This is a genomic window from Enterococcus sp. AZ196 (assembly GCF_050498845.1).
In the GTDB taxonomy this organism is placed as follows: Bacteria; Bacillota; Bacilli; order Lactobacillales; family Enterococcaceae; genus Enterococcus_A; species Enterococcus_A murrayae.
Map to the genome: position 1 here is coordinate 1,393,904 of NZ_JBIPAM010000001.1, position 23,315 is coordinate 1,417,218.

A 23,315-nucleotide genomic window follows, 5' to 3' on the forward strand; every position below is an offset into this window, starting at 1 on the left:
ATGAAATTGGAGGATAAACGCTTGATTAAAGAATTTTGTGCTGAAAATTATACGGATATTCCAAAAGCAATCCAGGCTGGGGCCGGGCGGATTGAACTATGTGACAACTTAGCTGTGGGCGGTACAACACCAAGTATGGGTGTGATTGAAGAAGCCTTAGCATATGCCAATGAAAAACATGTCCCAATCATGACGATGATTCGTCCCCGCGGCGGAAACTTTGTCTATAATGATATTGAGCTGAAAATCATGGAGAATGATTTGATTCATGCGAAAAATGCCGGAACTGATGGTGTCGTGTTTGGCTGCTTGACGGAAGATAACGAAGTAGATGAAGAAGCCTTAGAAATGCTAGTAGGAAATAGCGAAGGAATAATGACAACTTTCCATATGGCTTTCGATGAATTGTCAAAAGAGGAACAATTTAAAACTATTGATTGGTTCATTCAACTAGGAATTGATCGGATTTTAACCCACGGTGGTCCATTATCCACCGCCATTGAAGACAACCTGACTCACCTAAAGGAATTGATCGATTACGCTGCTGGGCGGATCATCATCTTACCTGGTGGTGGGATCAATGCAGAAAACGCCGAAAGCATTGCTGCGACCTTGGGTGTAAATGAACTTCATGGCACAAAAATCGTTCCATTATAAAAAGAGAAGGACTCATTTGAGTCACTTCTCTTTTTTTCGTTGCTTGATGAAATTTTCAATTCGAATCAGAATTCGATTTTGTTTAAACCGCAAACGTACTGGATAACGTCCAGTTTTATAGTCTTTGATCTGACGATGACGATCTGGAAAAACATTCAGCGGCAGATTATGAATATCAAAGAAATTGAAGGCCACGTAATCCTGTGATTCCATTTTACTTTGCGAAATCGTTTCTTGTACCTTGTAAACATAGGTGATCTCATCATGATATTCTTTCGTATAAATTCCAATTAGATCCTCTACTTTGCTATCGAAAGAAAGCAACTCCTTAATCAAGCGCTGCATTCCCTCACGTTCGTTCTCATTTGGAAGAAGTTCTCCTCCAGGCAAGTCCCATACAGGCATTCCCTGACGCCGGACTAAAAGAATCAATCCATTGCGGATAATAACGGCATAAGCTTTTTTCAAAATTTTCTCACTACTTTCAGCATATGTCTTTTGAAGCATCGATCATTGTCCAATAAAACGTTCCATAAAGAGACTGGCAATATTAAAATAAATCAGCACACTAGTCAAATCACTCAGGGTGGTAATGAATGGTCCGCTAGCAACAGCCGGGTCAAAACCCAATTTTTCCATCAGCATCGGAATAAAACTTCCAGCTAGATTTGCGACCGTGATCGCCGCCATCATAGCCGCACCAATAACGAATCCTAATATAAAATTATGCTTCCAAATACCAACGATGAAAAAGATCGTTACACCAGTCACTAAACCCGTCACTAATCCGGTCAGCACTTCACCAATGATCAATTTCCCGAAATTCTTTTCGTTGTCATCTGAAACGGCTAAACGTCTCACCGCTACGGCCAAAGATTGTGTTCCTGCATTGCCGGCAGTCCCAGTGATCAGAGAAATGAAAACAGCTAAAATACTTGCCTTGCTGACTAATTCCTCATAATGATTGATTAGCGTTGCTGTCGTCATCCCCAGAAAGAGCAGCGTAATCAGCCAAGGCAGCCGCCGCGAAGCAGCTTTGACTGGATTTTCATTGACTTCTTCCACGTTAACCCCGGCCAAACCAGAGTAATCGCTGGCAGCTTCATCATCAATTACGTCAATGATATCATCAACAGTCACAATTCCCAATAAATGATCGTCATAATCGGTTACTGGCAACGCAAGGAAATCATAATCACGAAAGGTTTGCGCCACATCCTCTTGGTCATCACCAACGTGGACAGAGATCACCCGTTCACTCATCACATCAGAGACCATCGTATCATCATCATTAACGATCAAATCACGTAGGGAAATAACACCTACAAGCTGATTGTCATCATTCACTACATAAGTATAATAGATCGTCTCCGCAATTTGGGCCTCTCTTTTCAAAACATACATCGCAGAACGAACCGTTTGATTCGCTACAATCGAGACATACTCCGTCGTCATCAATGATCCGGCAGTATCATCTTCATAGTGAAGCAGATCGCGAATTTCATTGGCGTGTTCAGAATCCATCAAGCTTAAATATTTGGCTACCGGCTTTTTATCCAGCTCATTCAGCAAGTCCACTGCGTTATCGGTATACATCTCAGACAACATGTCTGCTGCATATTGTGGACGCATCTCATTTAGGTATTCGTCCACGTGCTCATCGTCTTCTTCGATGACATCAAACATGTCCGCAATTTCTTTGGGTGATAAATAAGAATAAACGAGCTGCCGTTCTTCTTGATTCAGCGATTGATAAAATTGTCCCTGATCGTAAAAATGCATCTCCAAAAAATGATCCCGAAACGCTGGCAAATCATTCTGATCCAGCTCCTCCCGTAATTGTTGGAAATGTATCTCTAGCTCTTCTTGGTTTTCATCCATCAATCTCACCTACCTCTGAATTATGTACTATTTTTTTATAAAGCAAAAAAATAGCTTATTGTCGGTTCGGATATCATTCTGCTATTCTGCCCGAATCTTTTTTTTCGTTTAAATTATTTGACGGTGTATTATAATTCCTAAATTGTTTCAGCTATTGTTGCCATATCAGGTGCTAATGGCAGCTTGAAATGCAGCTTTTCATTACTGAAGGGATGGGGAAAGGATAAGGAGTAGCAATGCAGCGCCTGTCGTTCGATCCCTAAATCCAACCGGCCGTCATAGAGTTCATCCCCTAACAATGGACACCCAATTGCCGAAAAATGAACCCGAATCTGATGGGTGCGCCCCGTATGCAGCTGAACATCCACTAAAGCACATGTCTGATCGCGTTTTTCTAACCAGTATTCTGTTTCTGCCGTTTGTCCGGTTTCAATTACTTGGCGCTTCAATAAGGAAGACAAGTCACGGCCGATTGGCAAGGATATGTTGCCATGAGATTGTAAGGTTTCAACCGCACCAGAAACCAACGCCTGATATTTTTTGACAAATTGCTTCTGCTGCAATTCTTGGTCCAATTTTGCATGGGCAAAGCCATGCTTTGCAAACAGCATCAAACCTGTTGTATCCCTATCCAAACGTGTAACTACATGAACGACCTGATTGGCGTAGCCCTGTGCCACATAGTAGGCCTTGACTCGATTGGCCATCGTCCCACGCGGGTGATATTGAGCTGGGATCGAGGCGATTCCAGCTGGCTTGTTTACAACCAGCAGGTGTTCATCTTCGAATACGATCTCAATGGAAATATTGTCAGCCAGCAGAGTCTCATGAGGTTCCTCGTCTGGAATCACAACAGTTACAATATCACGTGGTTTTAAAGAAAACAAGACGTTTTGTTCGGTCCCGTTCACTAAAATTTTTCCACCTTGAAATTTGATTTTAGCCAGTAATTTTTTTGAAATCCCTTGGCGTTTTAAATAAGTCCGTACAAGTGAGCTGGTCTGCTCTTGATAAGTCCATTTGAATTCCACAAAATTAATCCTCTCGAATAAAGGCATCCTTCACTCGATGCCAAAAATGCATATGCCGATAAGAAGCGAAATGAATTCGTTCCTCCGCAATTTTATATTTAATCGACGTAATCCCTTTGCGATTGATATCAAGCTGGTCGATCGTAATCAGATGCTGCTCATTGCCCTTCAGCCGTACATCGATCCATTCATGGGAACCGATGATACTTGGCGAGCCCAATGTACGAAAGACACGGTTGTTCAATGAAGCGATTTCCGCTAATTGCATCGCATTGATGCTTGGGTGAACCACAGCACCGCCGACACTTTTATTATAGGCGGTCGAGCCTGTAGGCGTAGAAATAGCCAAGCCGTCTCCGCGAAAACGCTCGAATAATTCTTCTTTAATATAAACATCCGCCACCATTGTGCGGCTGCCTTTACGAATCGTGGATTCGTTTAAAGCTAAGAAGTGTTTTTTCTCACCATCTATCGTTGTCAAAACAACATCCAAAAGAGGATAGCTGACGCTTTTCCCTTGTTCCTCACTTAAACTGTTCACCAATTCTGGCAGCTCATAATCGCGCCAATCTGTGTAAAATCCCAAGTGACCTGTGTGAACACCTAAAAAACGAACTTCATCTAACCGATGATTGTACCGGTGAAACGCCGATAGCAAAGTTCCGTCTCCGCCAATCGTAATCACCAGCTCTGGATTACGATCCACGATTTCTAAATCATCCTTCTCCGCTAATAAGCCACGCAGCCGCTGCAACACTCGAATTGATTTTTCTTCTTGATTATGGATGATTCCGATTCGTAATCCCACGTTGTCCCACTTCCTTTTTTTGCTCCTTACGATTAAACACGTGCTGTGCTTCTTGGATCTCATCACGAATGCTGGACATTTCCTCGTCTAACTGATAAGCCGCCTCTGCAGCGCGGAATAATCGCTTCTGGATATTTTCAGGTATTTGGCCTTCATATTTATAATTCATTGAATGCTCAATCGTTGCCCAAAAGTTCATGGATAACGTTCGAATTTGGATTTCAGCTAACAGCTTTTTCTCTCCCTCCAGCATTTGAACAGGATATTCAATTACTAGATGATACGAACGATACCCGCTGGCTTTTCGATTTGTTATATAATCTCGCTCTTGAATAATCTTCATGTCATTTCTGCGGCGCAATATTTCTACGACTAAAGGAATGTCTTCAACAAATTGACACATGATGCGCATCCCCGCCATATCAGACATTTCATCTTCTAGACGATCCAGCGCGATTCCCCGCAGCTCTGCTTTGTTAAGGATGCTTTCCACTGGCTTGACCCGTCCGGTCACAAATTCAATTGGGACATGATCCCCGCTCGTACGGTATTGCTTACGCAGTCCCCGCAATTTTATCTTCAACTCCGCTACTGCCAATTCATAAGGAGCAAGAAATGAATCCCAGTCTCTCTCCATCGCATATCCCTCGCTTCATTTTTCCATTCTTTCTTATCTTATCACAAACCTTCCGCAGAAAGAATTATCATATTTTTCACGCTTAACAAATATTACAAAATACTAACATTTTTATGGAATTAGTTCTAATCGTTTGACTATCTAGGTTATTCTATGTGAGGATGTCTTATATTAGGAATTTTCTAGAATCCGAGGTAAAATAAGTTTGAGTGAAGAAATTGAAATCGAATTCAAGAGTATGCTAACACAAAACGAGTACGAAGGATTGTTACGTTACTATGATATTACAAGTGATCAATTTGTAATACAAACCAACCTTTACTTTGATACAGCTGATTTCCAATTAAAAAAGCAAGGGATGGGCTTAAGAATCCGCCGCTTTGCTGACAGTGCCGAGGCGACTTTAAAAATACCGCGAGCGGTTGGGCTTTTGGAGGTCACGGATGATCTCACACTTGCTGAAGTAGATCGAGCCCTTGAAAAGACGCGCTTTGCCGCTGAAGCTGGCGAGATTTTAGACCGTTTGAAGCAATTATCTATTTCATTGTTAGACTTGCACCTAATTGGGAAATTAATCACAAAACGTGCAGAATTTATAATTCCTGAAGGAAAGCTCGCACTAGACGAAAGCTGGTACGGTGAGATGCATGACTTTGAATTAGAACTAGAGGTCAGTGATGCGGATTTCGCTGAAGATGAGTTTAATCAACTCTTAAAAACGTTCGATTTGCCTTACCGAAAAACACAAAATAAAATTGCTCGAGCAGTAACTGAACAGCAACAGCGAGAGAAGGAAATGGAGGGGCTCCAATGATCGAAATTTATTTGTTTGTTAACCCGATCGGGAAAAAGTGTCTATCGCTTGAGCGACGGATCATTGATTTGATTAATGAGTATGATATGAAGATTCAGTTACGTCTGATTCCTATCATGAACTTAAACACCGTCTCGGAATTCATGCACCGAATCGGCGCCTCCGAAAAAGATATTCAATTGCGTACAGAGTTATCACAGGAGATTCATTCCGCGGCTTTAGATGTCAAGGCTGCCCACCTTCAAGGGAAAAAGCGTGGACGTGATTTTTTAGTTGAACTACAAGAAACAGTCGGCGTACAAAAGCAGCCCTACTCAAAGAAGCTGGCGATCCAACTGTTTACTAAAGTTGGCGGTGACCTGGAGATGTTCTTAGAAGACCGCCATTCAGCATTTGTGCAGGAAGCTTTTCTAACGGATCAGCAGATTGCTCATGAAATGTCCATCACCTCACACCCTTCCGCCGTGATTTATAACTATGGCGGCGATTGTGATGCCGGGATTCGTATCGAGGGCTGTGATACGATCCATCATATTTTAGATACATATAATACGAAAGATTCATTGATTGCCTTCTTAGAATCTCAAAGTAAAAATACTCCGATCAGACAATCGGATGTTGATAATCATTTATCGCTAATCTAATAAAGAGTCATTGCCTAAAAAGCAATGACTCTTTATTTTTTGATTTGAACTGCATTGTTATTGGTAAAAATATAGCTCATTTGTTGCTTAGTTAAATAGAGAGTTATTTTATCCTGCCGCAATTTCTTGATCCCTACTTTGAAGCTGAGCCCGTCACTATCTTTAATACAATAAACACCGCCAGGAATATTTTCAAAACGAGCGTGCCCTTCTTCATTTGTCGCTACCATTAATGGAATCCCCTGCCTTTGGACGGGGTGTTTCCCATTTTTAGTGTACATGGCGATTTCTCTGTTAGCCAAAACATTCCCCGCTTGATCTGTTCGCAGAATATTTAGATTAAATCGGCGCTTCTTCAAAAGATACATGTGAACCGCACGATAAATACTAAAAAGCAGGAGCAGCACAGTCAGCCCGACACCGGCTAAAATCAATAGTTCTTTTAACTTCCGAGTATCATCTGCCTTTTTAATTGCTTTTGCCATTTTTTCCGTATAAGGAACTCGGTGTCCCTTCACTAATAAGCGATGGCTATTAATCATGTATGGTGTACAGGTCAATAAAGTCACGACATCTCGGCCAGGTTCGATTTCGATCACTGAGGTATCACTTGGCTCGACCACATCAATTTTTTCTACCTCATAGGCTAATTTCTTTTCGAACAGTGTTATGACAAATATCTCACCCTTTTTTACATCCTCTAAATCGGTAAAAAGTTTTTTCTCCGGCAGCCCGCTATGAGCAGAAATAACTGAGTGCGTGTTGGGCCCACCCGTTGGAAAGGAGGTTCCCTGCAAAACCGTTGCCCCTTCTTGCAGCAGCTTTTCATTTGTTGTATCGAACAAAGGAAGCGTGACCTCAATCGTTGGAATACTGATTGCTCCGATCAAATGTTTACGGATATAAGCATCACTGACGATCTTTCGTTCATTATCATTCGTAAACTTAGGTGCTTTCGGAACCAGACCATTTTTTTTCAATTCTTCATTGCGCTTTTTCATTCGCTCCTTCGCCTTGCGAACTTCTTCTTTATTTTGCTGTTTATTTTTTTCCTGTACCTCTTCCAATCTTTTTTGATCAACAAAGTCATTGACCGCATTGATATAGAAGGGATACATCATGACCAGCACCCCAGCCAAAAAGACGACGATCATTAAGATCTTACTGATCATTTGCTGTTTGGCACTTCTAGTCTTAGGCGGCCTTTTCACCCTAGTTCACCTTGCTTTCAATAATAAAATGCTTAATCTTCTGTTTGATATTCTTGTATCCACGGTGTTTAAGAATCTTGAATTTTTTATCCTTCAGCCGCCATACTTTTCCTTTTACGCTCAGGCCATTTTCTGTTTCTACACGATAGACACCGCCAGGAATTTGCTTGAACTCAATTTTTCCATAGCCGTCACTGACTGTATGAACAAGCTTACCGTCAATTCGTACAACATCTTTCTTATGAGTGAGCAGTGCACGCACTCCTGGTAATGGCTCCCCATTCTCATATAGATAGAAGACAAAATTGTATTCCCGTTTTTTCGATTGGTAAAGGATGATTTTCCGCCAAACGAAATAACCAAAAATCAGCGAGAAGAATAGACAGCCGGCAATGAGATAATACACACGTCGCTGATGATACTTTTCCGTTTCCTTGATTTTTTTAGCCGCTTCGATCGGGTAGCCCACTCGATGCCCGGTAACAAGTAAACGATGACTATTGACCCCATAAGGCGTACAGGTCAACAACGTCACCAAATCACGGTTCGCTTCGATTTTAAGCGCATTAAACTTATCAGGTTTCACGATCTTGATGCGATCGACCTGATAAGCCAGTTTCTTCCCTTCAATATGTAAAAAGAATTTATCCTTCTTCTTAAGCTGCTCTAAATCCGTAAATAGCTTTTTTTCTGGTAAGCCTGTGTGCCCGGTGATTACCGAGTGTGTCCCTTTTCCACCTACTGGAAAAGAGGTCCCTTGCAGAACGGTGGCTCCTTTATCCAGTAAAAAGTCATTCGTCTCATCATAAACCGGCAAACTGACTTTTATTTTGGGAATGAATATTGCTCCGATCATATGCTTCTCATAATATTCCTTCTTTGGACTTTTCGTTCCCCGCAGAGAGGATTCAAATGGGTCATCGAAACTCCCGGCTCCGGGAATGATCGTCTTCAATTTTTCATTTTCCTTTTTCAGCTTCGCCAGCCTTTCTTTCTTTTCAGTTTCTGAGCGTGCCTCCATTTTATCCTGAACTTCTTCGAGACGCTGCTGATCAATGTAATTATTGACGGAGTCCACGACGAACGGGTACATAAAAATCAAAAAACCAGTAATAAACATGACCGCAATTGACAGCTTTAAAAACAAATCAATCTTGTCTCTTTTATTTGGTTTTGTCATTATGATCCCCCCCTCTATTCACGCTAATTTTCGCACAATAATTAACAAAAGAGAAATTCCATTTGTAAAATTTCTTTCAACTATTTGAATAAATCCACCTTGTGAATACGAGGTTTTCCGCATGAAACAGGCGTTAAACCGAATTATTAATTATCGCTTTTTATAATTATCTAGCTTCCTATAAATCGTTAAAAAGCATCAATCTTTAATAAAAATAAATATTTTCACCCTACTTATAAGTTTCACTCCTACGTCCTTTTTTTACGAATGAGCCGACAAAAAAGCAGAAGCTTTCGCTTCTGCTTGCTTTGTTTATATTTCAATTAAGCCTTTAGCTCTTCAACTAGTTGCTCTAGTTCGTCTAAACGCAAAGCAAAAATCTCCATAGCATCTTCAATATACGTTGGTTGCGTCATATCGACTCCGGCTTTTTTCATGACCTCGATCGGATAATCACTGCTGCCGGACTTCAAGTATGCCAGATATTTTTGTAGTGCTTCTGGTTCCCCTTCAACGATCCGTTTCGCTAGAGCACTTGCCGCTGAGAAGCCCGTCGCATATTGATAGACATAATAGTTATAGTAGAAATGCGGAATTCTTGACCACTCATCCTTGATTTCCTCATCGTTTACAACGATCGGTCCATAGTACTTCGCATTCAGCTCACCATAGAACTCGCTTAGGTGTTCACTTGTCAATGGATTTCCGGCCGCATCTTCTGTGTGAATAAAATGTTCAAATTCGGCAAATTGAGTTTGACGGAAGATCGTTCCCTTAAAACCATCAAGAAAATGATTGATGATATATGCGCGAATCTTTGGATCTTTTTCCGTTTCCAATAAATAGCTCGTCAAAAGATTTTCATTCGTCGTCGATGCGATCTCGGCTAAAAAGATCGAGTAATCGCCGTAAACATACGGTTGAGTGTGGCGAGTAAAGTAGCTGTGAACACTGTGGCCCATCTCATGAACCAAGGTATACAGCTCATCCAAACGATCATGCCAATTCAGCAAAATATATGGCTGCGTGTCATACGCACCAGAAGAATAGGCACCGCTGCGTTTCCCTTGATTCTCTACTACGTCGACCCAGCGTTCAGCAAAAGCCTTCTTTACAACCTCTAAATATTCTTCGCCTAGTGGTTTTAATGCTTCGAGCGCCTTGGCCTGAGCTTCCTCATAGGTAAATTTAACTGGCGCCTCCGCCAAAAGCGGTGTATAAAGATCATACATATGCAGCTCTTCTAACCCAAGCAGCTCCTTGCGCAGTTCCACATAACGATGGAGTAATGGCAAATACTGATTCACAACTAAAGTCAATGTCTCATAGACGTCTTCTGGAATATGATTTCCACTTAAAGCAGCCGCTCTTGCTGAAGCATAGCCGCGAACCTTCGCTTTATAATTGTGCCCCTTGATATGGGTACTCAATGTGGAAGCAAATGTATTCCGGAATTGATGGTAAACAGAGTACAAGGCTTTGAACGCTTTTTCGCGAACCTCGCGATCTGTACTTTCCAATAGCTGCCCATAAACACCATGCGTTAATTGAACATCTTCTCCGGATTCATTTTTCACCACTGGAAATTTTAGATCCGCATTATTCATCACTGAAAAAGTATCTGCAGAACTGCTGAAGATCTCACTAGCTCCAGCCAGCAACGCTTCTTGTTCGGCTGGCAAAACATGCGCTCTTTCCGAGATGATCTGTTCAACAAAATGACGATACAACTCCAGCTTTGGTTCTGCTTCAAAAAACGCCCAGATTTCTTCATCTGATAATTGCAGCATTTCTGGTTCGAACCAGCTGACCGCCTCGCTGACCTGTGCAATCAAGCTAGATGCACGCGCGTATAGTGCTTGATTCGTTGTATTAGCGGTATCTTCATCATTTTTCAAATGCGCGTAAACATAAATGACTTCCGCTTTGCGATAAATATCTAAGACATATTCGATCGCTGTTAAAAATTCTGCCGCACCTTGAGCCAAACTTCCTTTAATCTTATCCACTTCTGTTAATTCAGCGGATAAGGCTTGAAATTTTTCTTCAAATGCTGCATCATCAATAAAAATTTTAGTTAAGTCCCAAGTCAGTTCAGTGGGTACTTCCTGCCGTTTCGGCAATTGCTTTGCATCACTCATAAAAACACTCCTAACTTGTTTTGAGGCACTCTTCTCTTTAGCATAACAGGACTCTCATCGTAGCGTGTCTCCCGACTCACGTCCAACAAAGGTCAAGTGGCTTCTCTTCTATTCAATCACTCTCAATAGTACCACAATTTAGAAAAAAGTATTTTCAAAAGCAGTCAGGCTGATGAAACTTTAGCCTTTCTTTGACAAAAAATCGCTTCAAGATAAAGCCGTTCCAATATTTCGCGCTGATCAATTCGATGAAATAACCATTCTCTTTGATTTGCTGCTCGATAGGCCAGAAATTTATCAAATATTATAGATGCATTTTTCCCTTCCTTTTGGAACAAATAGCGAAATACCAGAAGATCCTCTTGATAAAAGAAGAAATAGCGGCTTGGAAAATACATCCAATCCGGTAAATAGAGCAGATGTCTTCGCTCTTGATAAAAATAATGCTGCAGTCCGCGAACCTTGGGATTGCTCTGAACAAGCATCAGACTCAGTGACTGCTTACGCTCATTGATACTTTCTATAGTAGGAAAAAGTGGAAGCGGCCGTTTAGTCACAGCAGTCTGATAAATTTCACTTAAAGGCATGGAGCAGCTAGGCCAGCGTTCCTCACAGTAAATCAGGCGATCGGTCTCATGAATATGATAAAGCAAACGAATCTGATCCTTTTCTAACAACCATAGATGGAGCCCCTTGTACTTATCAAAGGAACAGAATTGCTTTTGCAGCTGAGTAATTTTTTCAGCTGGCCAAAGCTTTCTTCCTAATAGCCACCAGTCTTGATAATTCTGCTGATGATACCCCGTTATTCGTTCGGCCAGCCGCGAACCCTTGATCGAAGAGCATTGGATCTCTACTGCAAGCCGCTCATGCAATAAATCTGGACGTTGTGGTAAATCTGTGAGAGGCGCTTCCAGTTTCCAATCCCCTTCAAACCGATTTCCCCACTTAAAAATCAACTGCTTCAACTGGATATGCTCCGGTGTCTCTCCCTCACTTAATCCAAAACAACGATCATTACTTGTATGAGCAAAATGGGGAATCTTGATCTTCCCTGCTTTTCGGATCAGTTGCTCCCCGCAGTCTGGACAAAAATAATTTTGACTGTCTTCTATTTCCGAAGCACTGATCATCTTTTTTTCTTTTGTGTAAGCAAACAGCATTTCCTTCACCTCAAAAGAAAGATACGCAATTCACTTTGCTTCTATCCAAATTCAATGCGATTTATTTTGCTAGAGCAGTTGTCTTTTGCGAGGATTCAAAATTAAATCGCGGAACACAAAAAAAACACCACCGTTCCAAAGAACGATGGTATTGAACACGCTAATTGAAATGAGCACGTGTAATCTCGATTGCATCACGATGCATTAGAAGCTTGCCATACTCTTCCAACATTTCTGTAGAAACAGCTGAATCTTGAGCATATTCTAAAATCTCAGCGATGACGTCTGCTAATCCAAACTCACCGAAAACTTCAGGGTCAAAATAGACTTGTAAATAATATGTTTCATCCAATAGGTATAAATCACACCAAGCCTCATCTAAAAAGTGATAGCTCGCTAATTCGATCATGTCTTCAAAACTATTTAGTTGAAAGACTCTTAAGCGACTTACTTTTCCATCTTCTTCCAGACTCTCGGAATTAGCTAAAATCTGCTGACGAATCAATTGATCAAAATCATTTGTTTCGAAATCTGTGGAATTGTTCATTTTATTGATATCCTCAGGCGTCAGGTTTTTACTGATAAATAATTCCAGTCCGTCATTTTTCGGAAGTACTTGGAAAGTAACGGCCTCACTGCTTTTAAACTCATCCTCAATATCCACTTCCTCTAAAATACTATAGAAGAAAGATTCGATTTCACGATGGTTTCCCAGCAGATCTAAAAAAGTAATTCCCCGTTCAGCTAAATCTTCATTCTCGATAATGACGCGGATCGTATTCTCATTGATGTGTTCCATCTCCATCTTGGCACACCTCACTTTAAAGATAGATTATATGTTCATTGTAACTGATTCCGTTTAAAAGTAAAGAAAGCCGACGAATTTTATTAAATTCCTATAAATAGAAAAGTAAATCTCACCTTCCAGCTCATTGTCTTGGGAGCCGAATAAAACCGACGCTCTCCGATTCTGATCAGGTTATTCTCTACACAGGGAAGTTTTTTATGAATCAATAAATAAATTCGACTATCTCTTGTTTGAACAATAGAGTGAAGTATACTTTTGCTTAAGGAGGGGTTTTGATGATCAAGAATATTGTCTTTGATTTAGGAAATGTTTTAGTCGATTTTGATCCAGTGCGCTTCGTCCGTGAAAAAACTGAAAATAAAGAGGAGCAAACTGCTCTTTGCTCGGAAATATTTGGTTCAGTAGACTGGCTGCGGTTTGATAAAGGGACCATCACAAAAGCAGAACTTGCATTATCTGTAAAAACACGACTGCCGAAGGAATTGCATGAGATCGCTGATGAACTGCTGTCAACTTGGTACAACGGTCTTCATCCACTGCCTCAAATGGCAGAGCTTCCGCGCCAATTAAAAGAAAAAGGATTTGGTGTCTATCTTCTATCTAATGCACCTCAAGACTATTACGTATATGAAGAAATGGTGCCTAGCCGCTGCTCATTTGACGGGTTCTTTATTTCCTCTGATTGGAAACTAGCAAAACCAGAACATAAGATTTTTGAAGCCTTTTACAGCCACTTTCGGTTAAATCCGGCTGAATGCTACTTTATCGATGATTCTGCAGCTAATATTTTGGCGGCTGAGGAAACTGGGATGCGAGGCTTCCATTTTAAGAAAGATTTTGCTGCGTTGAATAAAGACTTGTCAAAATTTCTTCTACTATAAAAAACCAAAAAAATACCCCGCCTCTGCGGGGTATTCATTCTATAATCCAGCCATTAATTGGGCTTGACGTAATTCATATTGGCGAACGTCACGAGGCAAGAAACGACGAATTTCGTCTTCATTAAAACCAACCTGCAGACGTTTTTCATCGATCATGATCGGACGACGCAACAATCCAGGATTTTCTTTTACTAAGTCCAACAATTCTTTCAGTGACAATTCATCTAAATCCATGTTCAACTTTTGGAAAACTTTCGAACGGGTTGAAATGATCTCTTCAGTTCCGTCCTCAGTCATTTGTAAAATGGCCTTCAACTCATCAATGTTCAATGGCTCAGAAAAGATATTTCGTTCAACATAAGGAATCTCATGTTCCTGTAGCCAAGCACGTGCTTTCCGACATGATGTACAACTAGGGGAAGTATATAGTGTTAACATGCATATCACTCCTTTTCTTGACTCTCAATTTTTGTAACAGGTAATACTAGCTTCCTGCTATCTGTTTCTATTATACAAAAAAAAGGTAACAAAAAAAAGAGGAGCTCGACAATTTTTTTACAAATATTAATGTTATTTAATTTATTTCAACGCAATAGAGGGTGTCACGACAACACTGAGCTATTAAGATGAGAGATCAATGATTTAACTCTCATTTTATACCGTACTATAACAGCTCTAAAAACTGTAACAGGAAGAAGCTGAATTTTACAAAAAAATCGACTCTTTCTAATTAAAAATATTTTTTTATTCATTCAAAACATTAAAATTATGTTTTTGAAAATAAAAAAGGCGTCGTTGAAACTCTGTATCTCAAGCCCTTTTTAGAATTATTTTAAAATAGTTTGAACGATAAAATATCCTGGGTATTATTTTAAAGTTATTTTATTGCGCTAGATAAGAGGGAATTCTGTATCAAATTTATTCACTAAAAAAATCTCATCAAACAGATACAGCTTTCAAAAAATCAAAATTCACCAAAATTTTTATAGAGTTTTCAAAAAATGGGAAATCTTAAAAACTCGCGCATTTTTCCCCTTTCAATCATTATTTTTTTTCGCAGGAATATTTTTGATTGATTGCCTCTCATGTTTTTTTCAATTTCACAACGCAACTATAACATAACAAGCTTTATCTCCACGCGCGAATTTTCAGCTCATTGAAGATTTAGGGAGGGCATTTTTGGTATAATGAATCCAACTAGAATTTAGGAGTGATCCAATGATCCAAGGAATCGTATTTGATTTAGATGATACTTTATATGAACAGCAAGCTCCCTTTGCAGCAGCAATCAATTCCCTCTTTCCAACATTTCCGACTGATAAGATGAACTCCCTCTTTATTCGTTTTCGCTATTATAGTGATTTTCATTATATGAAATCAATCACTGGGGAATGGTCTTTGGAAAAAATGCGGTACGAACGAATACGGCTCGCATTAGCGGACTTTGATTTTACTCCAGCAGACGCTGAACTGGATGCCTTTCAAACCGCCTACGATCGAGCATTGCAGACAATTTCACTTCCGGTTGAGGTCCACAGCGCCTTAGATTTTTTAGTCCAACAAAAAGTACCGATGGGCATCATTACCAACGGACCTGTACGTCGTCAGGAAGATAAACTCAACGCGTTGCACCTGACTGATTGGATCGCACCGGAAAAGATTTTGATCTCAGATGGTGTTCAAATTCAAAAGCCTGATCCCAAAATCTTCAAACTAATGGAAGAACGGTTAGACTTGACGAATGAATCACTTTTATATATCGGGGACAGCTTTGACAATGACGTCATCGGTGCTAAAGCTGCTGGTTGGTCCGTGTGGTGGTTCAATCATCAAAGAAGAGCAATCCCAAGTGGACAGACAGCCATTTTTGATGAAGAAATCACTAGCTTCAGCGATTTAAATAAGGCCCTTACAACAAAAATGATCTAATCACAAAGAAAAAAGCGAAGGCTCCTAGACTATCGGAATCGATAGAGATAGGAGCCTTCGTTTTTGTTTGTCTACTCGCCTAAACTCAAAATCAGGCGAATATCTTCTTCGGTAAGTTTATTCGTTTGTTCTTCATTTCCTTGAATAACCTTTTGGAATAGCTCACGCTTTTCTTGCTGCAATTGATTCATGCGTTCTTCAATTGTTCCTTCAGCGATCATGCGCCAAACTTCGACGACTTTCTTCTGACCGATACGATGTGCTCGTCCAGCGGCTTGTTCTTCCACTGCTGGATTCCACCACAAGTCATATAAAATGACGGTATCTGCCCCAGTAAGGTTCAATCCGGTTCCGCCGGCTTTTAACGAAATCAAGAAAACATCTTTTTCTCCTGCATTAAAAGCATCGACCATTTTGAGCCGATCGGAAACCTTGGTGCTGCCGCGCAAGTAGAAGCTGGAGATTCCTTCCTCCGCAAACTCCTTCTCAATGATCGAAAGCATGCTGGTAAACTGCGAGAATAATAATACGCGTCTGCCGTTTTCCTTTGCGGCATGAATCAGATCCTTTACTTGATCCAATTTTCCTGATCCGCCTTCATAGCCCTCAATAAAGAGACGCGGATCATCACAGATTTGGCGTAAGCGGGTCAGTCCTGCTAAAATGCTGACACGTTGCTTACGGAATGTTGCAGAGTCCATTTGATCGACCTCTTGGCGCATCCGCTTAAGGTATGCCAGATAAACAGTCTTTTGCTCCTCTGTCAGACTACTCAATACATTCGATTCAATTCGTTCCGGCAGTTCCTGCAAGACCGTATCCTTGTCGCGTCGTAAAACAAATGGTTGGATCATCTTGGCGATCTCTGAAACAGCTAATTGGCGGAAACGGCCAATCGGCGGGAAAAATCCCGGCATAACTGTTTGGAACAGTGACCACAGTTCTTCCAGATTGTTTTCAATCGGTGTACCGCTCAACGCAAAACGATGCGGTATCGATAAATTTCTTAAGGCGCTGGAGGTCTTGGTTGAAGCATTTTTCACCATTTGGGCTTCATCAAGGATCATGTATTGATACCCCATTTTTTCATGCAGGTCAATATCTTGTCGCAGACTGGCATACGAAGTAATCACGATCTCCCCCGCCTCAGAAAGCAGCTGCTCTCTTTCGCCGCGACTTCCTGAAATAACAATAGATTCCAAACTAGGAGCGAACTTCTTGATCTCTGCCTGCCAGTTATACACCAGACTTGCAGGAGTCACGATCAACGCTTTGATCGGCTGCTTCATCTTCTCAGCTAATAAGAAGGTGATGACCTGAATCGTTTTCCCAAGCCCCATTTCATCGGCTAAAATGCCACCGAAGCCATAGTCGCTCAGCATTTTCAACCAACGGAAGCCGGCTTCCTGATAGGGCCGCAAGGTTGCTTGAAGATTGTCCGGCATGGCTGCTTGATAGTTTTCTGGATGGGTCAAGTCCTCTACCATCGCAGTAAAGCTTTCGCTGAACTGGGCTTGTGGATTATCCTTCAATCGCTGCTCCAGCATAAGCCCTTGGCTCTTCGGTAAACGAATCAAGCCGTCTTTGGCACTGATTTTCTCCCGCAGCTGATTGATCATTTCACTGGTTTGTTGAAAGACCTCCGAATCAAAGGAAAGGACTTCTCCATTTTCCAATGCGTAGAAGCGATCCTTTCGCAACAAGCTGTTGAGCACCTGATCGATCTCATTATCTTTAATCCCCGTTACATCGAACTTAATATCGAGCCATGAGCCCTCTTGATTCACTTCGATCGACGGCTGAAATTCCTCGCCATCCAGGAATAGCTGTCGTAGTTTTTTCCCCATACGAACTTCAGCGTAACGCCTGAATTCCTCAACCTCTACTTTAAAGAAGTAATAAAGATTATCCTTGACCGGCAATTTTTTCTCAAAGCCAGTATCGATTTTTTCGTAGCGGTAGGTATCAAAAAGGTCTAAAATTTGTTTTTCCTTCTTGCGATCCCTTAATATTTCAACATTGTTCGGCAGCTTAGGCTGATGGGCTTCATTCGTAGAAAAGTAGGCATTGCCATAGTGAAACTCCGCTTCGGCCTTGATCATTCCTTTGATTTTTCGAAAGATCACTACCGCCCGCAATGGTTCTTCCTTCATAATTTCCGCTACATCCTCTGAGATGATCACGCGTCCGATTTTCCGCAAATAGGGAAAAACTTCCGTAAACAATTGTGAAAGCTGACGCTGCTCATAGGCAATCACTGGTTCCTTCAGCCGTTTCATTAATTGCTTCAGAGTGATGTATGTGTCCTGCTGCTCGTGAGTCATTAAATAGTAGGAATTTTCTACAAAGCCTAAGAAATAATTGCTGTAGTAATTCGTAAAGCCATCCTCGATCGTCAAGCCAAAATCATTTTCTCCACGTTTTTCTAGAGTGAAGGACAATGGCAATTCTTGACCTTCATGGACTTCTGAATACGTCTTTTCCCCCAAGCTTATGCTCAAGTTTCCCGTCTTTTCCATCGCCTCCAGCAACTCCTGCATACGATGAACTGGTAATAAAAGATAGCGCTTATCTAGTTTGCCCTTGACCTGCAATCCTGCTTTGCCCAACAGCTGATAGGTCTCACTGATTCCTACAAGATCCTCGATCAAGTCGCGGCATTTAGGATCAAAGGCCCCTGCCTCGATTTGAAATTTGTATTGTTTGTTGACTGTATAGGCCGAATCCGTTTGATAAGCGTGCAGAAAATCATACAAATTCTTCACGATATAGCTGCGCTTGCTGACATTACTGCCGATCCGCAGGGACACAGCTAAAACATCCAGCTCTGGATGATAAGGATTGGTTGGGATCGCTTCTACTACAAATTCAACAAATAAGGACTGCAGCGGTTCTGCTTCCTTCGCCAAGCGAGAAAAGCCCTGATTCAATAAATCCGCAAAGGAAATACTGCTTTCCATCTTCTTCGGCAATACTGTTTCTGGCTTGATCACGCGAGAGAGTCCCTTTTCTCGTAAATACAACTCGACTGCCACTGTATGCTTGCAATAACCATGCTCTTCCCAATATGGACAAGCACAAATATCATTTTCTTTTCCACTGCCATCTAAATCAACCAGATAAAGTTCGCTGCCTAATACTTCACCATGCCAAACGCGTCGAGCCGGATCTGCCTCAACGGACAAGACTCGCCCCTCTTTCAAGTAAGTTCTGCCGCGTTCGATCACTTTTTCTGGAATACTCCATCTCATTTACGCTTCACTCCATCCTTCTAGCTGGTAACGAATGCTACTGCGTCCCGTTCCGCTAGTTTCCACAATAATTTGTTGTGGGATACGTTCTTTCAATTCTCTGACGTGACTGATAATGCCGATCATCCGTCCCGCATTTTCAATCCCCTCTAAGGCTTCCATCGCCATCTCCAGCGCCTCTTCGTCTAAGGAACCGAAGCCTTCATCAATAAATAGCGCCTCGATAGCGATCCCGCCTGCTTGATTCTGAATCACTTCAGCTAAGCCCAATGCCAAAGACAGCGCGGCAATGAAGCTTTCGCCACCTGACAAAGTATGAGAGCTGCGCGCTGCGCCCGCATTGTCATCATACACATTGATCTCTAACCCGGTATTTCCTTTAGAGCGGCCGGTTTCTTGCTTCAGCTCAAAATGATAGCGTCCCTTTGTCAATTGATGAAGCTGCTGATTGGCACTCTGCAGGACCTCTGCCAAATACCATTGTAATACATAACGCTCTAGGCTGATTTTTTGCGGGTTGTCCCCGTTCATTGTTTGATACAGCTGGATCATTTGGCTCAGCTCATTCAATTGCTCCTTGCTTTGATCCTGCAGGGCCTCAATTTTTTCAATCAGCTCGCGCTGCTGCCGCAGTTGATTTTCCTTAGTATAATACTGCTGTTGAAATTGAGTAACCTCCGCCTCTTTTTCCGCCAGTAAAATTTGCATGGGTTCCAAATCAGGCTCCTGCTGCTCCTTGATCGTTTCGGCTAAGCGCTCCTGCCGATCCTTTAAAACTACAAGCTCTTGATCAAAAGCGGTGATCGCTTGTTCCAGCAGAGATAGATCGATTGGGGGCGCGGCTAATTGTTCGATCGCCACTCCCGCTTCCGCTAAGTGCTCCTGCAGCTGGTCTCGATACTTTTTAAGACCATCCGCTGTTTCCTGTTGCTGCTTAGCTAACAGCTTTTGATTTTCCTGTAAGCGAATCTGCTCCTGCTCGATTTCTTTCATCCGCTCTTGATGTACTCGCAGCTGCTTACGATAGTCATTTAAGCTTTCCGTTAACTCAGTAATCCGTGCTTCTAAAGAAGGCAACTGCCAATCGGCCGTCTGTTCCTCTAGACTAGCCAGCCTGCCTTGTAAAACCTGAAGTTCGCCATTAACGGTAGTCAGATTCGCTTCTACCTCTGCTTTTTGCGTTTGATCCGTTAAGATTTCTGCTATCAGCTGCTGAAGCGCCTGATTGCTTTCTGAGAGTTCCCTCAAAGCATCAGCCGTTTCCTTTTGACGTTCACTAAGAAACGTCTTCAGCTCTACCAGTTCAGCGGCCACCTCTAAGTGATAATAGTCTTCAACAGTCGTTTGGCAGCTTTTCACTTGTTGCTCCAGTGCCTCCTGAGCGGCCAATCGTTCATTTTGCAATTGGTCAAAGGCCTTCATCGCTACTTCATAGCGGGCTTCCGCCTGTTCTCGGATAACTTCCAACTGTTTGATCCGAGCCTCCTGCTGTTCAAGCGCAACCTGCAGCTGTCCCAAATTATCTGTTGACAGCTCAGCATGCTGCGCGGGATCAGGATGCTCCTTCGATCCGCAGACCGGACAAGGTTCGCCAGGCAGCAGATCCATACTTAAGCGAGCAATCTCTGCCGCTGCCCACTGACTTTTTAAGCTCTTGTAGTCAGCCGTCTCACTTGTTAATTGATTGCTGGTGCGGCTGGCGGTCTCGACTAGCTGAGCCAGCTTAATCTGCTGATCCTCTTCTTCCTCCTGCTGTTCAAAAATCTGCCTATCCAGCTCTTGCAGATGGGCGATTTTTTGCTGGAACTGTAGCTCTTCATAGCGGCGATCCTGCCAAGCTTTTTCAGTATCCTGTTTAGCCTCCAGCGCCTGTTTCTTTTCTTCGCGCGCCTTTACCTGTTCATTCACCTGAGTCAGACGAATTTGCTGCTGCGTCTGTTGGTTGAGCAGTTCTGTTTTTTGTTCTAGCAGCTGCTCTCTTTGCTTCACTAAAGGTAAAAAGGATTCCAAGCTTTGCAGCTCTTTCTCCTTGGCTTGCCAGTCTGCCTGATCCTTTTCAAACACTGCCGCTTGTTTCTGACAATCCCCGTAGTGTCGTTCCAGCTCTTCGGCCTTTTGGTGATTTTCATTTGCCGCTTGTGTTTGCTGAATCTGCCGCTTTTCTAATTCTTGCGTTCGCTCATAGGTTGGGCGGATGCGTTCTATTTTTTTCGCTTGAGCGAATTGCCGTCTGTTTTCTTCTTGCTCAGGAATGCGTTCTTCTAATTGCAAAAGCTGCTGCTGCGTTTCACGTGCTTGACGGAAGCTCTCAGCAAGCTCCTGCGCCTTTTGAAGCTTTTGCTGCAGCGCCTTTTGCTCAGTCTGCTTTTCAGCAAGTGCCCTTTGGCTTTTTGCCAGCTGCTGTTTCTCTTCCACTAAATAATCTTTAGCCAGATTTAAGGACTCCTCATAGGTAGCCCCCTTTTCACACACGACCTGCTGAAATAATTGGTCGATTCGTGTCGTCAGTTCGCCAACCGCTTTTTCGAGCTCCAGCTTTTGCAGCTTTAGATTATCAGTCAAATTACGGTAAAAATTCGTTCCGAACAAACTGCGCAAGACGGTTTCTTTCTCTGTACTGTTGGCGTTTAGGAAGGTTCGAAACTCGCCTTGGGGCAGCATCACAATCTGACGAAATTGATCCTTTTGCAAATGCAGAATCTGATAGATCACTTCATTCACCGCATCTACCTTCGTATACGCCTCCGCCTCTTGACCTGCGTCATTAAAAATACTTAGTTGAACCTTTTGATTTTTTGTCGTTTCGCCTTTGCCGTTCTTTTTGGCTAAGGTCTGCTTCGGCCAACGCTCGATAGAATAAAGCCGTCCTTGGTGCTCGAATAAAAATTGGACACGCGTTTCCTCCGTCGGTTCGGCAAAGGAGGAGCGAATCTCATTCGACGAGCGCACCCCTCCTGAAGCATCCCCATATAAGGCAAAGGTGATAGCGTCAAAAATGGTGGTCTTACCTGCACCGGTTTTCCCGCTGATCAAAAACAGCGGCGCTTCAGACATTTCTTCAAAATCCACTTCTTCACGCAGAAACGGACCAAAATTTTCCATAATGATTTTTTTTGGAAGCATCAGCTAGCGCCTCCTTTTTTTAGAATCGAATACAGTCCCTCTTCGATCCAATTTTTTTGCTGAGGTGTCAACTCATTTTGAGAAACTTCCGTAAAGAACTCCTCCGTCAGTGCAATCGGAGACTTTTCCTTGATATTCTCCGTTTTTAACCGTGTTTCGACCGCAGTCTCAAAGCCATTCGCTCGTTCCACCTGAATGATACGCGGATAAACCTGCCGCAGCTGATTCATCAGATTAGGGATCACTGCTCGATCCTCCAAAAGAATCGAGAGATAGTTCTCACGATCGATCGTTGAGTAAAAGGACGGCGTCAGCAATTTTTCAAAATCGGCCTGCAGCTCTTGAACTTCATGGAGCGGCGTCAATTCTCGAAATGAAAACGCCCCTGTTTCGGTCTCCACGATCCAAACGCCTTTTACCTGATCCTTTTCCGAAAGGGAATATTTTAACGGCGAGCCGCTGTAGCGTGCATTTGCCATCTTCAATGCATCCTTGCCGTGCAGGTGGCCTAGTGCCACATAATCAAAGTCCTCCAATAGCACGCCATTGATTCCATCAAGACCGCCTACCTCAATCTTGGTCTCAGAATCCGTCTTGCTGCTGCCTGCCACGAAAAAATGACTCACTAAAACATGCTTTTTCTGCGGATCAAAGCTTTCTTTAATTTTCGCGATAACTTTCGGCATGGCTGCCTGAATCGTCCGCAATTCTGGGTCTTCAAAATAAATACGCGCATCAACTGGTTCGAAATACGGCAACAGGAAAAATTGCGTATCCTTCATTTCGATCGCTGAAAAAGCTTCCTGCAATCGAGTATGAAGATGAAAATTCGCCTGATTGAACCAAGGAGCTCCCGTGGCCAAACGCGTAGCGCTGTCATGATTGCCTGAAATAGCTAATAACGGAAATTGCTCTGTCAGATTCCAATCTGCGATGGTTTGATTTAATAACCGAACGCTATCCTCAGAAGGGACGGAGCGGTCGTATAAGTCGCCTGCGATCACAATGGCCTCGACCGCTTCCTCCTTCGCGATTTTTTTGATTTGATCAAGAATGTATGCTTGATCTGGCAGCAGGTCATAGCCGTGGAGTTTCTTTCCAATATGCCAGTCAGCTGTATGTAAAACTTTCATTGATCCACCCTTTTCCTATTTTA

The 23,315-nt window shown here is 42.3% G+C and carries 19 protein-coding genes; 5 read left to right on the forward strand and 14 right to left on the reverse strand.

Translation table 11 applies throughout. The features are described 5' to 3' along the window. Window positions 1-21: 21 nt before the first annotated feature. On the forward strand, window positions 22-657 hold the full coding sequence (locus IGI67_RS06805) for a copper homeostasis protein CutC (RefSeq protein ID WP_429957203.1): 636 nt from the start codon (window positions 22-24) through the stop codon (window positions 655-657). A 21-nt stretch (window positions 658-678) separates the two neighbouring features. Here IGI67_RS06805 and IGI67_RS06810 read toward each other — a convergent pair whose 3' ends face one another. The 5 genes from IGI67_RS06810 to IGI67_RS06830 all read right to left on the reverse strand — a co-directional run bounded on the left by IGI67_RS06810 (window position 679) and on the right by IGI67_RS06830 (window position 5,014). Then, window positions 679-1,164, reverse strand: coding sequence for an NUDIX hydrolase (locus tag IGI67_RS06810; RefSeq protein ID WP_242550451.1), 486 nt, complete (start codon window positions 1,162-1,164; stop codon window positions 679-681). 3 nt (window positions 1,165-1,167) lie between these two features. Beyond that, window positions 1,168-2,538 carry a magnesium transporter gene (mgtE, locus tag IGI67_RS06815; protein WP_207110152.1) on the reverse strand — a complete coding sequence of 457 codons (1,371 nt, stop codon included), beginning with the start codon at window positions 2,536-2,538 and terminating at the stop codon, window positions 1,168-1,170. A 137-nt stretch (window positions 2,539-2,675) separates the two neighbouring features. Further along, window positions 2,676-3,569 carry an RluA family pseudouridine synthase gene (locus IGI67_RS06820; protein ID WP_429957204.1) on the reverse strand — a complete coding sequence of 298 codons (894 nt, stop codon included), beginning with the start codon at window positions 3,567-3,569 and terminating at the stop codon, window positions 2,676-2,678. Window positions 3,570-3,573: 4 nt separating this feature from the next. Then, window positions 3,574-4,377 carry an NAD kinase gene (locus IGI67_RS06825; RefSeq protein ID WP_429957205.1) on the reverse strand — a complete coding sequence of 268 codons (804 nt, stop codon included), beginning with the start codon at window positions 4,375-4,377 and terminating at the stop codon, window positions 3,574-3,576. Further along, window positions 4,349-5,014 carry a GTP pyrophosphokinase gene (locus tag IGI67_RS06830; protein WP_429957206.1) on the reverse strand — a complete coding sequence of 222 codons (666 nt, stop codon included), beginning with the start codon at window positions 5,012-5,014 and terminating at the stop codon, window positions 4,349-4,351. The genes IGI67_RS06825 and IGI67_RS06830 overlap by 29 nt, the downstream gene beginning before the upstream one ends. A gap of 205 nt (window positions 5,015-5,219) precedes the next feature. On the opposite strand from IGI67_RS06830, the gene IGI67_RS06835 reads away from it, so the two are divergent. Further along, entirely contained in the window at window positions 5,220-5,828 is a 609-nt protein-coding gene (locus IGI67_RS06835; RefSeq protein ID WP_429957207.1) for a CYTH domain-containing protein, read from the forward strand. Next, on the forward strand, window positions 5,825-6,472 hold the full coding sequence (locus tag IGI67_RS06840) for a DsbA family protein (protein ID WP_207110456.1): 648 nt from the start codon (window positions 5,825-5,827) through the stop codon (window positions 6,470-6,472). Before IGI67_RS06835 ends, IGI67_RS06840 begins: the two co-directional genes overlap by 4 nt. A gap of 32 nt (window positions 6,473-6,504) precedes the next feature. Here IGI67_RS06840 and IGI67_RS06845 read toward each other — a convergent pair whose 3' ends face one another. The 5 genes from IGI67_RS06845 to IGI67_RS06865 form a co-directional block, all read right to left on the reverse strand. Further along, the gene (locus tag IGI67_RS06845) at window positions 6,505-7,644 is read right to left on the reverse strand and encodes a class C sortase (RefSeq protein ID WP_429957208.1); all 1,140 of its coding nucleotides are present in this window, start codon (window positions 7,642-7,644) and stop codon (window positions 6,505-6,507) included. A 40-nt stretch (window positions 7,645-7,684) separates the two neighbouring features. Further along, window positions 7,685-8,863 (reverse strand): class C sortase, encoded by a 1,179-nt coding sequence (locus IGI67_RS06850; RefSeq protein WP_429957209.1) that lies wholly within the window; start codon window positions 8,861-8,863, stop codon window positions 7,685-7,687. Window positions 8,864-9,186: 323 nt separating this feature from the next. Further along, entirely contained in the window at window positions 9,187-11,004 is a 1,818-nt protein-coding gene (gene pepF, locus IGI67_RS06855) for an oligoendopeptidase F (RefSeq protein WP_429957210.1), read from the reverse strand. A gap of 164 nt (window positions 11,005-11,168) precedes the next feature. Continuing rightward, the gene (locus IGI67_RS06860) at window positions 11,169-12,167 is read right to left on the reverse strand and encodes a competence protein CoiA (protein WP_429957211.1); all 999 of its coding nucleotides are present in this window, start codon (window positions 12,165-12,167) and stop codon (window positions 11,169-11,171) included. A gap of 160 nt (window positions 12,168-12,327) precedes the next feature. After that, on the reverse strand, window positions 12,328-12,972 hold the full coding sequence (locus tag IGI67_RS06865) for an adaptor protein MecA (protein ID WP_207110461.1): 645 nt from the start codon (window positions 12,970-12,972) through the stop codon (window positions 12,328-12,330). Window positions 12,973-13,250: 278 nt separating this feature from the next. Between IGI67_RS06865 and IGI67_RS06870 the strand changes: the two genes are divergently transcribed. Continuing rightward, window positions 13,251-13,856, forward strand: coding sequence for an HAD family hydrolase (locus tag IGI67_RS06870; protein ID WP_429957212.1), 606 nt, complete (start codon window positions 13,251-13,253; stop codon window positions 13,854-13,856). A gap of 39 nt (window positions 13,857-13,895) precedes the next feature. Here IGI67_RS06870 and spxA read toward each other — a convergent pair whose 3' ends face one another. Further along, complete coding sequence (spxA, locus tag IGI67_RS06875; protein ID WP_010739854.1) at window positions 13,896-14,294, reverse strand: transcriptional regulator SpxA; 399 nt, start codon at window positions 14,292-14,294, stop codon at window positions 13,896-13,898. A gap of 780 nt (window positions 14,295-15,074) precedes the next feature. Here spxA and IGI67_RS06880 point away from each other — a divergent pair. After that, window positions 15,075-15,785: an HAD family hydrolase gene (locus tag IGI67_RS06880; RefSeq protein ID WP_429957213.1), complete on the forward strand. Its 711-nt coding sequence runs from the start codon at window positions 15,075-15,077 to the stop codon at window positions 15,783-15,785. Between the two features lie 71 nt (window positions 15,786-15,856). Here the strand turns inward: IGI67_RS06880 and IGI67_RS06885 are convergent, their stop codons facing one another. The 3 genes from IGI67_RS06885 to IGI67_RS06895 are packed head-to-tail and all read right to left on the reverse strand — an operon-like array spanning window position 15,857 to window position 23,292. Beyond that, window positions 15,857-19,036, reverse strand: a complete 3,180-nt coding sequence (locus IGI67_RS06885) for an SNF2 helicase associated domain-containing protein (RefSeq protein WP_429957214.1) — start codon at window positions 19,034-19,036, stop codon at window positions 15,857-15,859. After that, window positions 19,037-22,159: an AAA family ATPase gene (locus tag IGI67_RS06890; RefSeq protein WP_429957215.1), complete on the reverse strand. Its 3,123-nt coding sequence runs from the start codon at window positions 22,157-22,159 to the stop codon at window positions 19,037-19,039. Continuing rightward, complete coding sequence (locus IGI67_RS06895) at window positions 22,159-23,292, reverse strand: exonuclease SbcCD subunit D (protein ID WP_429957216.1); 1,134 nt, start codon at window positions 23,290-23,292, stop codon at window positions 22,159-22,161. Before IGI67_RS06895 ends, IGI67_RS06890 begins: the two co-directional genes overlap by 1 nt. Between the last annotated feature and the right edge of the window lie 23 nt (window positions 23,293-23,315).

What these genes read in the sequence shown, in the direction of transcription:
- IGI67_RS06810 (WP_242550451.1), bottom strand. Translation starts at nt 1,164, where the DNA reads ATGCTTCAAAAGACATATGCTGAAAGTAGTGAGAAAATTTTGAAAAAA.
- mgtE (WP_207110152.1), bottom strand. Translation starts at nt 2,538, where the DNA reads ATGGATGAAAACCAAGAAGAGCTAGAGATACATTTCCAACAATTACGG.
- IGI67_RS06830 (WP_429957206.1), bottom strand. Translation starts at nt 5,014, where the DNA reads ATGGAGAGAGACTGGGATTCATTTCTTGCTCCTTATGAATTGGCAGTA.
- IGI67_RS06840 (WP_207110456.1), top strand. Translation starts at nt 5,825, where the DNA reads ATGATCGAAATTTATTTGTTTGTTAACCCGATCGGGAAAAAGTGTCTA.
- IGI67_RS06845 (WP_429957208.1), bottom strand. Translation starts at nt 7,644, where the DNA reads ATGATCAGTAAGATCTTAATGATCGTCGTCTTTTTGGCTGGGGTGCTG.
- IGI67_RS06850 (WP_429957209.1), bottom strand. Translation starts at nt 8,863, where the DNA reads ATGACAAAACCAAATAAAAGAGACAAGATTGATTTGTTTTTAAAGCTG.
- pepF (WP_429957210.1), bottom strand. Translation starts at nt 11,004, where the DNA reads ATGAGTGATGCAAAGCAATTGCCGAAACGGCAGGAAGTACCCACTGAA.
- IGI67_RS06860 (WP_429957211.1), bottom strand. Translation starts at nt 12,167, where the DNA reads ATGCTGTTTGCTTACACAAAAGAAAAAAAGATGATCAGTGCTTCGGAA.
- IGI67_RS06865 (WP_207110461.1), bottom strand. Translation starts at nt 12,972, where the DNA reads ATGGAGATGGAACACATCAATGAGAATACGATCCGCGTCATTATCGAG.
- IGI67_RS06870 (WP_429957212.1), top strand. Translation starts at nt 13,251, where the DNA reads ATGATCAAGAATATTGTCTTTGATTTAGGAAATGTTTTAGTCGATTTT.
- spxA (WP_010739854.1), bottom strand. Translation starts at nt 14,294, where the DNA reads ATGTTAACACTATATACTTCCCCTAGTTGTACATCATGTCGGAAAGCA.
- IGI67_RS06880 (WP_429957213.1), top strand. Translation starts at nt 15,075, where the DNA reads ATGATCCAAGGAATCGTATTTGATTTAGATGATACTTTATATGAACAG.
- IGI67_RS06885 (WP_429957214.1), bottom strand. Translation starts at nt 19,036, where the DNA reads ATGAGATGGAGTATTCCAGAAAAAGTGATCGAACGCGGCAGAACTTAC.
- IGI67_RS06890 (WP_429957215.1), bottom strand. Translation starts at nt 22,159, where the DNA reads ATGCTTCCAAAAAAAATCATTATGGAAAATTTTGGTCCGTTTCTGCGT.
- IGI67_RS06895 (WP_429957216.1), bottom strand. Translation starts at nt 23,292, where the DNA reads ATGAAAGTTTTACATACAGCTGACTGGCATATTGGAAAGAAACTCCAC.